Origin of the sequence: Variovorax sp. V35, from assembly GCF_041154465.1 — a bacterium.
GTDB lineage: Bacteria > Pseudomonadota > Gammaproteobacteria > Burkholderiales > Burkholderiaceae_C > Variovorax > Variovorax boronicumulans.
In genome coordinates, this window is the sequence record NZ_AP028666.1 from 7,253,807 (window position 1) to 7,266,238 (window position 12,432).

12 protein-coding genes are annotated in these 12,432 nt (G+C 68.4%); 7 read left to right on the forward strand and 5 right to left on the reverse strand.

The features are described 5' to 3' along the window. The first annotated feature begins 147 nt into the window (after positions 1-147). Both ACAM42_RS33585 and ACAM42_RS33590 read left to right on the forward strand, forming a co-directional pair. A complete protein-coding gene (locus ACAM42_RS33585) occupies positions 148-561 on the forward strand; it encodes a ribonuclease domain-containing protein (protein ID WP_056574987.1) in 414 nt (137 codons plus the stop codon). A 50-nt stretch (positions 562-611) separates the two neighbouring features. Next, positions 612-1,037, forward strand: a complete 426-nt coding sequence (locus tag ACAM42_RS33590) for a barstar family protein (RefSeq protein ID WP_095747788.1) — start codon at positions 612-614, stop codon at positions 1,035-1,037. A gap of 43 nt (positions 1,038-1,080) precedes the next feature. On the opposite strand, the gene ACAM42_RS33595 is transcribed toward ACAM42_RS33590, so the two are convergent. The 4 genes from ACAM42_RS33595 to ACAM42_RS33610 form a co-directional block, all read right to left on the reverse strand. Then, positions 1,081-1,245, reverse strand: a complete 165-nt coding sequence (locus ACAM42_RS33595; protein ID WP_190276597.1) for a hypothetical protein — start codon at positions 1,243-1,245, stop codon at positions 1,081-1,083. 76 nt (positions 1,246-1,321) lie between these two features. Continuing rightward, on the reverse strand, positions 1,322-2,089 hold the full coding sequence (gene rsmA, locus ACAM42_RS33600) for a 16S rRNA (adenine(1518)-N(6)/adenine(1519)-N(6))-dimethyltransferase RsmA (protein ID WP_369630726.1): 768 nt from the start codon (positions 2,087-2,089) through the stop codon (positions 1,322-1,324). Positions 2,090-2,115: 26 nt separating this feature from the next. Then, the gene (locus tag ACAM42_RS33605) at positions 2,116-3,519 is read right to left on the reverse strand and encodes a peptidylprolyl isomerase (protein ID WP_070063345.1); all 1,404 of its coding nucleotides are present in this window, start codon (positions 3,517-3,519) and stop codon (positions 2,116-2,118) included. A 19-nt stretch (positions 3,520-3,538) separates the two neighbouring features. Beyond that, complete coding sequence (locus ACAM42_RS33610) at positions 3,539-6,130, reverse strand: LPS-assembly protein LptD (RefSeq protein ID WP_369630727.1); 2,592 nt, start codon at positions 6,128-6,130, stop codon at positions 3,539-3,541. A 132-nt stretch (positions 6,131-6,262) separates the two neighbouring features. Between ACAM42_RS33610 and ACAM42_RS33615 the strand changes: the two genes are divergently transcribed. The 5 genes from ACAM42_RS33615 (at position 6,263) to ACAM42_RS33635 (ending at position 11,482) form a co-directional block, all read left to right on the forward strand. Continuing rightward, positions 6,263-7,360, forward strand: a complete 1,098-nt coding sequence (locus ACAM42_RS33615) for an aminoglycoside phosphotransferase family protein (RefSeq protein WP_369630728.1) — start codon at positions 6,263-6,265, stop codon at positions 7,358-7,360. Positions 7,361-7,439: 79 nt separating this feature from the next. Further along, entirely contained in the window at positions 7,440-8,171 is a 732-nt protein-coding gene (locus ACAM42_RS33620; protein ID WP_095747364.1) for a 16S rRNA (uracil(1498)-N(3))-methyltransferase, read from the forward strand. A gap of 106 nt (positions 8,172-8,277) precedes the next feature. Then, positions 8,278-9,633, forward strand: coding sequence for a M20/M25/M40 family metallo-hydrolase (locus ACAM42_RS33625; RefSeq protein WP_369630729.1), 1,356 nt, complete (start codon positions 8,278-8,280; stop codon positions 9,631-9,633). 100 nt (positions 9,634-9,733) lie between these two features. Further along, a complete protein-coding gene (locus ACAM42_RS33630) occupies positions 9,734-10,198 on the forward strand; it encodes a YidB family protein (protein ID WP_095948391.1) in 465 nt (154 codons plus the stop codon). Positions 10,199-10,303: 105 nt separating this feature from the next. Further along, positions 10,304-11,482, forward strand: a complete 1,179-nt coding sequence (locus tag ACAM42_RS33635) for an MFS transporter (protein WP_369630730.1) — start codon at positions 10,304-10,306, stop codon at positions 11,480-11,482. 3 nt (positions 11,483-11,485) lie between these two features. Here the strand turns inward: ACAM42_RS33635 and ACAM42_RS33640 are convergent, their stop codons facing one another. Next, positions 11,486-12,361 (reverse strand): lysophospholipase, encoded by an 876-nt coding sequence (locus ACAM42_RS33640; RefSeq protein ID WP_369630731.1) that lies wholly within the window; start codon positions 12,359-12,361, stop codon positions 11,486-11,488. Positions 12,362-12,432 lie beyond the last annotated feature (71 nt).

Below are 12,432 nucleotides of genomic sequence, written 5' to 3' on the forward strand. Positions count from 1 at the left end.
CGTCGCTTTCTGCCCCCGCGACTGCTCAAACTTTGGGCAGTCGCTTGCTATTTTCGCCAGCGTGGTGCACACTCGCGGGCTTGAATTTGCGGGTTAACCCCGAGGTTGAGCGCAATTCAAACCCCCGCTCTTTTCTTGTGGTGCCCCATGGCGGCTTACGCCTCGATCACGTCCTCTGTCACTAAGTTTGCGCTCACCAGCTTGATGCTGGTGGCTCTGACGACGGGGGCCGAGGCCCGCGGATGGTTCGGCGCCGACAAAACGTCCTCCGAGGCATCGATTGCCCTGACCGATCTGCCGGTCCAGGGCCAGCGAACCTACCAGGCCATCCTTGACGGTGGCCCCTTCCGGTACGACAAAGACGGCACGGTATTCGGCAATCGCGAACGCATCCTGCCAGCGGCACGCCGCGGGCATTACCGCGAGTACACGGTGCCAACGCCCGGCGCGCGCAACCGCGGTGCCCGGCGGATCGTTTGCGGTGGCGAGCAGCGCACGGCGCCCGAAGCCTGCTGGTACACGGCGGACCACTATGCGAGTTTCAGACGGATTGCGCCATGAGCGATGACAACGACCTGAGCGGCGCCCCGAAGCGCCCCGACGAGATGATGATGACTATGGAAAGACCAGCGGATATGACCTTATCCCTTCGAGCCGTACGCCCGAACATCGTGCAATCGATCCGCGCGTTCCGCGTGAACGACCTGCAGGATGCCGCCAACGCGGCCGGCCAGCACTTCCTGTACGCCAACCTGGGCAACGCCCAGACCAAGCAGGACGTGCTCGACCTGATTGCCCAGCAGTTCACCTTCCCGGCGCACTTCGGCAAGAACTTCGACGCGCTGTACGACTGCATGACCGACCCGTTGCATAAATCGGGCCCGCAGCCTGGTTTCGTCATCGTGCTCGAACAGATTCCGGCCAACGCCAAGTTCGACAAGGAAGCACGCGAGCAACTGCTCGACATCTTCCGCGACGCTTCGGACTACTGGGGTGATCGCAAGGTCCCGTTCCGCTGCTTCTATTCTTTTCTGTAGCCCGTTCTGCATCTACCAGCCAAGCAGAACGGGCGAACGAGGCTCAGCCGACCGCTGAAACCCTCGATGGCATCGAAGTCAACACCACCGCCACGGCAGCCGCCGCGGCCACGCCCGCCGCCAGCACCGAGCCGGCCGGCGAGAAAATGCCGACCGACAAGCTCGTCGACGTGTCGCCCCTGGCGCTGCGCATGAGCAGCCCCTTCAATGCGGGGTACTGGCTGGCAGCTGCGTAACTGCAACCGCTCGCCGCCACAAAAAAGCCCGTCGTCGACGGGCTTTTTTCATGGGGGAACGGCCTGGGCCAGTGCAACGTATTCGGCCACCGGCACCTCCTCGGCCCGGCGCTGGATGTCGAACTCGCCGGTGAAGCCGTGCTCCCCCAGCCACTTGCCCAGCGTGTGCCGCAGGATCTTTCGGCGCTGGCTGAAGGCGACCTGCACGATCTCGCCGAGCCGCGCCGCATCGACCGCCGGCGGCTGCGCGAGCGGCACCATCCGCACCACGGCGCTGTCCACGCGCGGCGGCGGGTCGAAGCTCTCGGGCGGCACGAACAGCACGTTCTCCATGTCGTAGCGCCACTGCAGCATCACGCTCAGGCGGCTGTAGTCCGAGGTGGCGGGCCAGGCCACCATGCGGTCGATCACTTCCTTTTGCAGCATGAAGTGCTGGTCGGCGATCAGGTGGGCATAGCCCAGCAGGTGGAACAGGATCGGCGTCGAGATGTTGTAAGGCAGGTTGCCCACCACGCGCAGCGGTTTCGGTTCGGCCTTGGCCGCGAGTTCGGCGAAGTCGACCTTGAGCACGTCCGACTCGATGACATCCAGCTGCGGATGTTCGCGCAGCCGCTTGGCCAGGTCGCGGTCGAGCTCGATGACCGTGAGCCGGCCGAGCCGCTCGACCAGCGGCTGCGTGAGCGCCGCCAGCCCCGGCCCGATCTCGACCATCGCATCGCCGGGCTGCGGCGCGATCGCCTGCACGATCCCGTCGATGATCCCGCCGTCGGACAGGAAGTGCTGTCCGAACCGCTTTCTTGCAATGTGCTGTGCCATCGCGGCCTAAGACGCTGCCGCGGCCATCAGGACTGCGGCGTCTCGCGGTATTCGACGTAGGCGCGCGCGCGCACTTCCTGCACCCAGGTGGCGAAGGCTTCTTCGACGCGCTGCTCACGCAATGCGGCACGCGCGGCTTCGCGCTGCTCCGACTGGCTCAGCTTGGCTTCGCGGCGGCCGACCACCTGGATCAGGTGGACACCGAAGCGCGACACCACGGGGTCGCTGATCTGGCCCGGCGTAAGCCGGTCCATGGCTTCCTCGAACTCGGGCACGAACTGGCCGGGGCGCGACCAGCCGAGGTCGCCGCCTTCCTTGGCGCTCGCGTCCTGCGAGTTGTCGCGCGCCAGGCCGGCGAAGTCGGCGGTGCCGGCCTGCACGCGGCGCTTGAATTCCTGCAGCTGCGCCACCGCCTGCGCGGTCGTGCGCTTGGGGTCGTTCAGCAGCAGGATGTGGCGCACCTGGGTCTGGGTGATGGACGCATCCGACGAGCCCACCTGCGCCTTGGTCAGCACCTTGAGCACGTGGAAGCCGGCGCCCGAGCGCACAGGCCCGGCGATGCCGTTCACCGCGGTCGATTGCGTGGCCTCGACGAACACCGGCGGGTAACGGTCGGCGCTGCGCAGGCCGAGCGCGCCGCCGTTGGCACGGTCGGGCGAGTCGGAGTTCTCGCGCACCAGCTTGGCGAAGTCTTCGCCGCTGCGCGCGCGCTGTGCAAGGTCGGTGGCCTTCTTCTGCGCGGTCGCGACCTGCGCCTCGGTGGCGTTCTCGGGCACGGCCACCAGCAGCTGGGCGATGTTGAGGTTGAGCAGGGCGTTGTTCTTGACGGCGCTTTCGCGCTGTTCGCGCAGGTACTCGTCGGCCTCGATGTCGCTGATCTTGACCTTGGACTCGACCTCGCGGTCGCGCAGGCGCGTGAGCAGCAACTGGTCGCGCAGGTCGTTGCGGAATTCGCGCGGCGAGATGCCCTCGGCCGCCACGCGGCTGCGCAGCTCGGTGAGGCTGATCTCGTTCTGGCGGGCCACGGTCTGCTCGGCCTGGTCGATCGCCACGTCGTCGACCTTGATGCCGTTTTCCTTCGCCAGCTGCAGCTGCGCGCGCTCGGTGATCAGGCGCTCCAGCACGAGGCGCGTGAGTTCGGCGCGCGGCACGCGCTCGGCGTCCGGGTTCTCGCGGATCAGGCGCGTGACACGCGACTGCACCTCGGTGTTGGTGATGGGCTCGGAGTTGACCAGCGCCACGATGTACTCGGCCGCGCGCTGCACCGGCGCCGCCGCGGGACCGGCCGGGCGCGCCGCCGGCGGGACGATCCGGGGACCGGCACGCATGATGTCCGTGATGCCGCTGCCGGAACGAAAGCCCTGTGCGCCGGCCGTTGCGGCGATGGCCGCAAGGCAACCCAGGGTGATGAGGGAACGGATGTGTTTCATGGCGTGAACGGTCGTCGTTTCAGTCGTAATTGGTGAAGCGGCTCGGCGCTTCGGTCGGTTGACGCAGCGGCTGGTAGCGCTGGATGTTCTGTCGCAGCGCCTGCATCGGGCTCGACCCGATGCTGGAGAAACCGACGAATTCGAGCTGGAACATGATGCGGGTGTTGGCCGTCACCTGGCCGGTGGTGATGCGCTGCAGCACCACGCGGCTGATCCAGCAGCAGCCGTCGTACTCGACCCCGAGCACGCCGTCCGTGAGCTTCTTGTCCTGCAGGCTGTAGTTCAGGCGGCCCACGGCGTACCAGCGGCCGCCGCCTTCGCCCTTGCCCGGCCCGAGGTCCTTGCCCTTGTCGCCCCACAGGTCGTTGAGCGGCCATTGCCAGCCGAAGTCGATCGACTTGTTGCCGTCGGTTGCGGTGGGCGTGCTCGGCGCCTGGTAGCGGAAGGCGGCGCTGAGGTTGCGGTACGGCCCCGGGTTGTAGCGCGCGCTGATCGCGCTGCGCGTGGAGCGGCGCGAATCGGGGTTGTACTGGAGCAGCGTGTCCAGGCTCCACTTGGGCGTCCAGTTGATCTGGGCGCCCAGCAGCAGGTCGCTGGTGCGGTCGGTGACCGGCGCGACGCCCGGCAGCGTGACCTTCTGGTCGGCGAAGCGGAAGCGCTGCGCGATGCCGAAGCGCACGGCTTCCACGCCGGTGCCCGGGTCGATCAGGCGGGACGTGACGCCCAGCGTGAGCGCGTTGGTGTCCGAGATGCGGTCCGCGCCCGAGAACGCGTTCTCGGTGTAGATGGTCGCAAAGCTGAAGTCGTTGGCGGCCGAATCGTAGTTCGGCAGCATGCTCTGGTTGCGGTACGGCGTGTACACGTAGTACGCGCGCGGCTCCAGCGTCTGGCGGAAGGCGCGGCCGAAGTAGCTGGCGTCGCGCTCGAAGACCAGGCCGCTGTCCAGGCTGAAGGTCGGCACGACGCGGTTCGACGAGGTCGGGAAGAAGTACAGCTGGCTCGGGTTGTACGGCATCCCGTTCACGTAGTCGATGCCATTGACCGACACCTTCGGAATGGACGACTGCGGCAGGTAGTAGTTGTACGAGGTCGCGTGCAGCTGCAGCTTGGGAATGACGAAGGAGCTCGGCGTGAGGAACGGCCGGCTGATCGCCGCCTGCGCGAACACGCGATCACCGTCGGGCTGCGACTGCTGGAGCAGATCGAAGCCAGGCTGGCCGGCCAGGATTGTGTTGACGCGAAAGCGCGAGTAGTCGGTGTTCAGCGAAACGTCGAAGCCGTGCCAGTCGTACTTGGCGTAGTTGGCCGTGATCTGCGGCATGCGGTCGTACGACGGCACGACCGGCGACAGATTGTACTGCAGCGTCTGGTAGCGCAGGGCACGTACGGCGCCGCTCCAGTCGCCCTTGGTCCAACTCACCGCACCCTCATTCGGCAGCTGGCGCTGCGCAAGCGTCGGCGTGCGCGTGAAGTCGCGCCAGTAGTCGTTGTCGCTGACACGGTTGATCGTGAGGCTGGCCGACAGCGAGTCCAGGCCCAGCGCCTTGGCGTCGAAGTCGTGGCGATGGTTGAGCCACAGGCCCCAACGCTTGCTGCTGTCGGGCGGCTTGCCGAAGTTCAGGTCCTTGAGCGCGATCTCGCCGTTGTTCAGCTTCTGCAGCTGCTCGGCGCGCGCCTCGTTGTAGCGCTGGCCCACGAGGCGGTCGCTGCCCATCAGGTCCAGGCGGATGCTGCCGCTGTAGTCCTTCTCGAGGTAGCGGAATTCGCTGGCCAGGTTGAGCCCGCGCTTGCTCATCAGCGTGGGCGTGAAGGTGGCGTCGCGGTTGGGCGCGATGTTCCAGTAGTAGGGCTGTGCGACCTCGAAGCCGTTGGTGTTGTCCAGCCCGATGGTGGGCGGCAGCAGGCCACTCTTGCGCTCGTTCGACAGCGGGAAGGTCACGCGCGGGATCGGCGGCGTCGTGATGCCCATGAAGCTCATGCGCGCATCGATGGCGACGCCCTCGTTTTCCTCGGTGTCGGTGGTCAGCGTGGCGGCGGTCAGCAGCCAGGCCGGCATCCAGCCGGGAAAGTCTTCGCGGCGGCAGGTGGTGTAGCTGGCGCGCCGCGCGATCGAGACGTTGGAGTCGACGAAGTCGATGCGCTCGGCCTCGCCGTGGCCGCCGGTCGCGAGGAAGCGGTAGCGCACGTTGTTGAAGAAGCCCTCGAAGGTCTCGAGCTTGAGCTCCAGCTCGGGGCCCTCGTACACGTTGCCGGCCTGGTTGACCCGCACGTTGCCGGTGGCCTTGGCGCGGTCGTCCGGCTGGTAGTACTCGAGGCGGTCGGCCGTGATGGCGAGCGGGCCACGGCGCAGCGTGGCGTTGCCCTCGACCACGGTCTCGAGGTCGGGGCGGCCGGAAATGCGGTCGCCGGTGACAAGGCTGGGCAGCTGGCTGCGTTGCACGGGCGTCAGCGTCTCGGTGAGCAGCGGCGTGCGCTTCAGCGTGAGCGGTCCCTCAAGCACACCGGCTTGCTGGGCAAAGGCGCCATGCGCGTGCAGCAGCGCCAGCGACAGCACGGCCAGTGGCAGCGGCGGGCTCGAACGTCGCAAGGCAGCGCGTGGGGTCGTAGGCATCGATTCGGAACGAAAAATCGTCGGGACGGCGCGGCAAGCCGGCGGGTTGCGGGGTCCGGCAGCCACCCCGCCCGGTCGGATCGACCTCGAGCAGGGGTGCCGCGCCAGGCGGATTTGTAGAATTGATTATCCATGACAGCACCTTCGACCCCGGCGTCCACGACCCCACACCCCGCCCAGGCCATTCTCTGGACAGATCCGCAGCGGGCCGAAGCGTTCCGGGGCTGGCTGGCCGGCATTGCCGACACCCGGCAACTGCGCCCGGACACCGTCCGACTGGCGTCGGCCGACGCGAGCTTTCGCCGCTACTTCCGCCTCGACACCATCGACGGCGGCACGCGCATCGTGATGGATGCGCCGCCCGACAAGGAAAACAGCGCCCCTTTCGTGCAGGTGGCGCAGCTGATGACCGAGGCCGGCGTGACGGCGCCACAGGTGCTCGAATGGGACCGCGACCACGGCTTCCTGCTGCTCGACGACCTGGGCCGCCAGACCATGCTGGACGTGATCGACCCGGCCCGCCCGGACGCCAACCGGCCGCTCTACGACCTGGCCATCGACGCGCTGATCCGCTGGCAGCTGGCCTCCAGGCCCGCCGTGCTGCCGCCCTACGACCGCGCGCTGCTCGAGCGTGAACTGGCACTCTTTCCCGAGTGGTACATCGGCAAGCACCGCGGCGTGGCCGTGGAGGGCCAGCTGAAGGAGCGCCTGGACCGCGCCTTCGCGCTGATCGTCGAGAACAACCTCGCGTCGCCGAGCGTCTACGTGCACCGCGACTTCATGCCACGCAACCTGATGGTGGGCGACGACGCCGGCCAGCCGCTGGGCGTGCTCGACTTCCAGGACGCCGTCTACGGCCCGATCACCTACGACATCGCCAGCCTGATGCGCGACGCCTTCCTGAGCTGGGACGAGGAGTTCGTGCTCGACATCACCATCCGCTACTGGACCGCCGCGCGCAAGGCCGGCCTGCCGGTCGACGAGGACTTCGGCGCCTTCTATCGCGCGGTCGAATGGATGGGTCTGCAGCGCCACCTCAAGGTGGCCGGCATCTTCGCGCGCCTCACGCTGCGCGACGGCAAGCCGCGCTACCTGGCCGACACACCTCGCTTCATCGCTTACATCCGCGCCACCGCCAGCCGCTACATCGAGCTGAAGCCGCTGTTGCGCGTGATCGACGAGGTCGAGGGCACCACGGCCGTCACCGGCTTCGCCTACGGCCGAGTCTGAAGAGAAACTGAAAAAAGCCGAAAAAGAAAATCGCTGTAGCGCCCGCACCACGGGCGCAGTCAGCTCCTGATCTCATCGCATGCCCCGTTTTCACTGCTCCGTGCCGCTGACCGCCGGCGCCAGCCTGGCGCTGCCGCCGGGCGCCGCGCGCCATGTGCAGGTGCTGCGCATGCAGCCCGGCGACACGCTCACCCTGTTCGATGGCGCGGGCGGCGAGTACGCAGCGACGGTCGAGCGCATGGGGCGCAGCGAGGTCGCCGTGATGGTCGGCGCCCACACGCAGGTGGAGCGTGAAGCGGCCCGCGCCGTGCACCTCGCGGTCGGCATGCCGGCCAACGAGCGCATGGACTGGCTGGTCGAGAAAGCCACCGAACTCGGCGTGACCAGCATCCAGCCGCTGGCCACGGCGCACGGCGTGCTGCGCCTGTCGGGCGAACGCGCCGAGAAGAAGCGGGCGCACTGGGAAGCCATCGCCGTTGCGGCCTGCGAGCAGTGCGGTCGCAACCGCGTGCCGGTGATCCATCCGGTGCAGTCCTTCGCGGGCTGGCTCGGCGGCGCTGCCGCCGCGGATACGGCATCGACGCGACTGGTGCTGAGCCTGGCCGAGGGCACGCGCGCCGTCACCGCCGTGGCCGCAGAGACACCCGCTACGCAACCCGCGCTCGTGCTCAGCGGCCCCGAAGGCGGCCTCAGCGCCAGTGAAGAGCACGACGCCATCGCGCGCGGCTTCGCACCGGCCACGCTCGGTGCGCGGGTGCTGCGCGCCGAAACCGCGGCGCTCGCAGCGCTGGTGTCGCTCGTCGGCGCCTGAACTGTTTGGGGGGTGTTTTCCGCGAGGCGCACACCGGGCGCCTGCGGAACAATGGCCGCTTCGTTTTTCCTTGTTCACTCCGCCTCCCGGAAGGACCGCTCCCCCCATGCCTCGTTCATCCCGCGCGTTTCGTCTCGCCCCCCTTGTCCTGGCCGCGCTGTGCGCCATGCCCACCGTTCACGCCCAAAGCCAGGCCGTTGCGCCCACACCGGCGCAGGTCAGCCCCGCGGTCGACCAGGCCTACACCCAGCTCATGGCGTCGCCCGCGATCCGCAAGCTGCTGGAATCGGTCAAGGCCGACCACGAACGCACGGTCGAAGAACTGAAGACGCTGACCGAGATCGAGGCGCCGCCCTTCAAGGAACAGAAGCGCGCCGAAGCCTTCCTGGCGCGCCTGAAAGCGCTCGGCCTGCCCGACGCGAAGATCGACGCCGAGGGCAACGTGATCGGCCTGCGCAAGGGCACGGGCAACGGCCCCAAGCTGCTGATCTCGGCGCACCTCGATACGGTCTTTCCGGCCGGCACCGACGTCAAGGTGAAGGAGCGCGACGGCAAGCTCTTCGCGCCCGGCATCGGTGACGACACGCGCGGCCTGTCGGTGCTGCTGTCATGGCTCAAGGTGCTCAACGACAACAAGATCCAGACCGTGGGCGACCTGATGATCGTCGCCAACGTCGGCGAGGAAGAGCTGGGCAACCTGCGCGGCATGAAGGCCATCTTCCGCGACCACCTCGACATCGACGGCATGGTCGGCCTGGAGCCCTCGCCCGACGGCCACGTGCTGGTGCTCGGCACCGCGAGCCACCGCTACGAAGTCACCTTCAAGGGCCCGGGCGGCCACAGCTTCGGCGCCTTCGGCCAGGTGCCCAGCGCGATCCACGGCATGGGCCGCGCCATCGCCAAGATCGCCGAGGTACGCACGCCCAGCTTCCCCAAGACCACCTTCACCGTCGGCACCGTCGGCGGCGGCACCTCGGTGAACACCATCGCGCCCGATGCGCGCATGGCCATCGACATCCGCTCGGACGACATGGCCTCGCTGCTCGAGACCGAGAAGAAGATCCTCGCCACGCTCGACGAGGCCGTGGCAGAAGAGAACAAGCGCTGGAACGTGAGCAGCCTGAGCGTGAGCACCAAGCTCATCGGCGACCGCCCGGGTGGCCGCACGGCGCCCGACTCGGTGATCGTCGAGGCCGCCACGCGTGCCAACAGCGCTTTCGGCCACAAAACGCTGCTGCGCGGCGGCAGCACGGATGCGAACGTTCCCATTTCGCTGGGCATCCCGGCCATCATCATCGGCGGCGGCGGCAAGTCGGGCGGATTCCACTCGCTGGCCGAGTCGATTGACGTGACAGATGCATGGAAAGGCGCGCAGAATTCGCTCGTCACCGTGCTCGGCCTGGTCGGTGTGCAGGGCGTCAGCCCCGCGCTCCTGCCGAAACGCGCAGCACGCAGCAAGTAATTTGTCACGTTGCCAGTTCGAAAGTGGCCCCGCCACTTTCGGCAAGCGGGTCGCCACATTGGAAAATGTGAGCGTTTCTGTCACACACCAAGGAATGGTCATGGGGTTGCTCGATTCGGTACTCGGTCAGGTGCTAGGAGGCGCTGCACAGCAGCAGCAACCGCAAGGCGGTGGCCTCGGGGGATTGGGAGATCTCGGAAGCCTCGCCGGCGCCCTGGGCGGCCTGCTTGCCAACAACGGCGGGCAGGGCGGCCTCGGCGGCATGGTCTCGAAATTCGAGCAGGCGGGCATGGGCGACGTGATCGGCTCGTGGATCGGCAACGGTGAAAACAAGCCGGTGTCGGGCGATCAGTTGCAGAACGCGCTGGGCGGCGACACGATCGCCGCCATCGCTTCCAAACTCGGCATCAACGCACAAATGCTGCTGCCGATGCTGGCCACCATGCTGCCGGCCCTCATCAACCAGCTCACGCCGCAGGGCAAGGTGCCCGAGCAAGGCCTCGGCAACCAGGACGACCTGCTGGGCTCGCTCAGCGGTCTGCTGCAAGGCAACAAGCCGACCTGACCTGCCACCCGGCGAATTTCATTCTCAGAATTCCGGCGCCCGCGAGGGCGCTTTTTTTTGGCCGGCGCCTTGCCTTCGCCGCCCAATCGCGTAGAACCGCGCCCCATGAATCGCAATCTGTGGCTCCTGGCCATCTGCCAGGGCCTGCTCCTGACCAACAACGTCACCTTCATCGCCATCAACGGTCTCGTGGGCCTGGGCATCGCGCCGCAGGGCTGGATGGCCACGCTGCCGGTGATGGGCTACGTGGTGGGCGGCGCGCTGAGCACGGGGCTGGTGGCGCGCACGCAGCAGCGCTTCGGCCGTCGCGGTTCGTTCCAGATCGGGCTGGCGGTGGCGGTCGGCTCGGCGCTGCTGTGCGCCTACGCAGCGTCCTCGAAGAACTTCTGGCTGCTGTGCTTCGCCACCGTGGTCGCCGGCTACTACAACGCCAACGCCGGGCTCTACCGTTTCGCGGCAGCCGAGCTGGCACTGCCGGCCTGGCGCGAGAAGGCCGTGTCGATGGTGATGGCCGGCGGCCTGATCGGCGCGGTGGCGGGGCCGAACCTGGCGACCCTCACGCGCGAAGCGCTCTCCGTGCCCTTCGCCGGCGCCTACATCGCGCTGGCGGCGGTGGCGCTGCTCTCGATGGCGGTGATGCATTTCATCGAATTCCCGCCCTCGCCGACCCGCAAGGAAGCCGGCGGCGGCAGGCCGCTGGGCGAGATCATGCGCCAGCCCGTGTTCATCGTGTCGGCCGCCGCGGGCGCGCTGAGCTACGGCGTGATGAACCTGCTGATGGCCGCCACGCCCATCGCAATGCAGATCTGCAGCCTGCCGTTTTCCGACGCGGCGCTGGTGCTCGAGTGGCACGTGATCGGCATGTTCGCGCCGGGCTTCTTCACCGGCCACCTGATCCGCCGTTTCGGCGCGCTGCCGGTGATGGGGGTGGGGCTGGCGCTCAACCTCGGCTGCATCGTGGTGGCGCTGTCGGGCGTGGACCTGCACCACTTCCTGGTCGCGCTGTTTCTGCTGGGCGTGGGCTGGAATTTCCTGTTCACCGGCAGCACGACGCTCTCGCTCACGGCCTACACCGCCGAGGAGCGCGACCGGGCCCAGGGCGCGCTCAACTTCTGCGTGTTCGCGACGCTGGCGCTGACCTCGTTCGCCTCGGGCGTATTGGTGACCACGCAGGGCTGGCAGCTGTTGAACTACGGCTCGCTGGTGCCGGTGGCCCTGACCGGTGCCGCGCTGCTCTGGCTCGCGCAGACGCAACGCCGGCGCGCGCCGGTGGCCAAGGCCTGAGCCTCAGGCCACGCGCGCGGAGACAGCCGCCGCTGGAAACCGCCGGTCGAGCCAGCGCTGCAGCGTGTCGAAGACGGGCTCCGCATCGAGTTCGTTGAAGAGCTCGTGGTACAGCGCGTCGAAGCACTTCGCCTCGACGTTGCCGCTGGGCGCCGCGGCGGCCGCGAAGGCGCGGCTCGCTGCCGGCCGCACGAGCCGGTCGTCGCCCGCGTAGATCAGCAGCGTGGGCACCGGCCAGCGCGCCGCGTGCTGCTGCACCGTGGCACCTTCGTAGGCGAGAAAACGCGCCAGCCGGCTGCCGATGCGGTCGTGCGTGAGCGGATCGTCGCGGTAGGCCTGCACCACCACCGGGTCGTGCGAGAGGTAGTTGTCGTCGAGCCCGTTGCCCACGCGCAGGTTGGGCGCGATGCGCGGCAGCACCGCCAGCAGCATCTTCTGGAAACCGTTCAGCCCCGGGTCGAGCCCCGGCGACGACAGCACCAGCGCATCGACCGGCCGCACGCCGCGCGCCACCAGGCTCGCGGCGACCAGGCCGCCCAGGCTGTGGCCCAGCAGCACCAGCGGCACGCCGGGGTTCTCGCGGCGCGCGTCGTCGATCACCAGCGCCAGGTCGTCGACCAGCCGCAGCTCGCTGGGCAGGCCGCCGCGCGCGCCGGTGGATTCGCCGTGCCCGTGATGGTCGTGCGCCCAGACCGCGAAGCCCCAGCCGTGCAGCTGCTTGGCCAGGCCGTGGTAGCGCCCCGCGTGCTCGCCCAGCCCGTGCACCACGACCACCACGGCGCGGGGCGTGCCCGCAGCGGGCAGCCGCCGCAGCGCCAGCGTCTCGCCGTCCGGCGTGGACAGCGACACGCGGTGCGGCAGGGGCAGCGCGTCGCTCATGGGTGCACCCTTGGCGCTGCGCGCCTTCCCGCTAGGCGGGAGCGAGCTGGCCTGGGGCGGCCCGGCGCGGC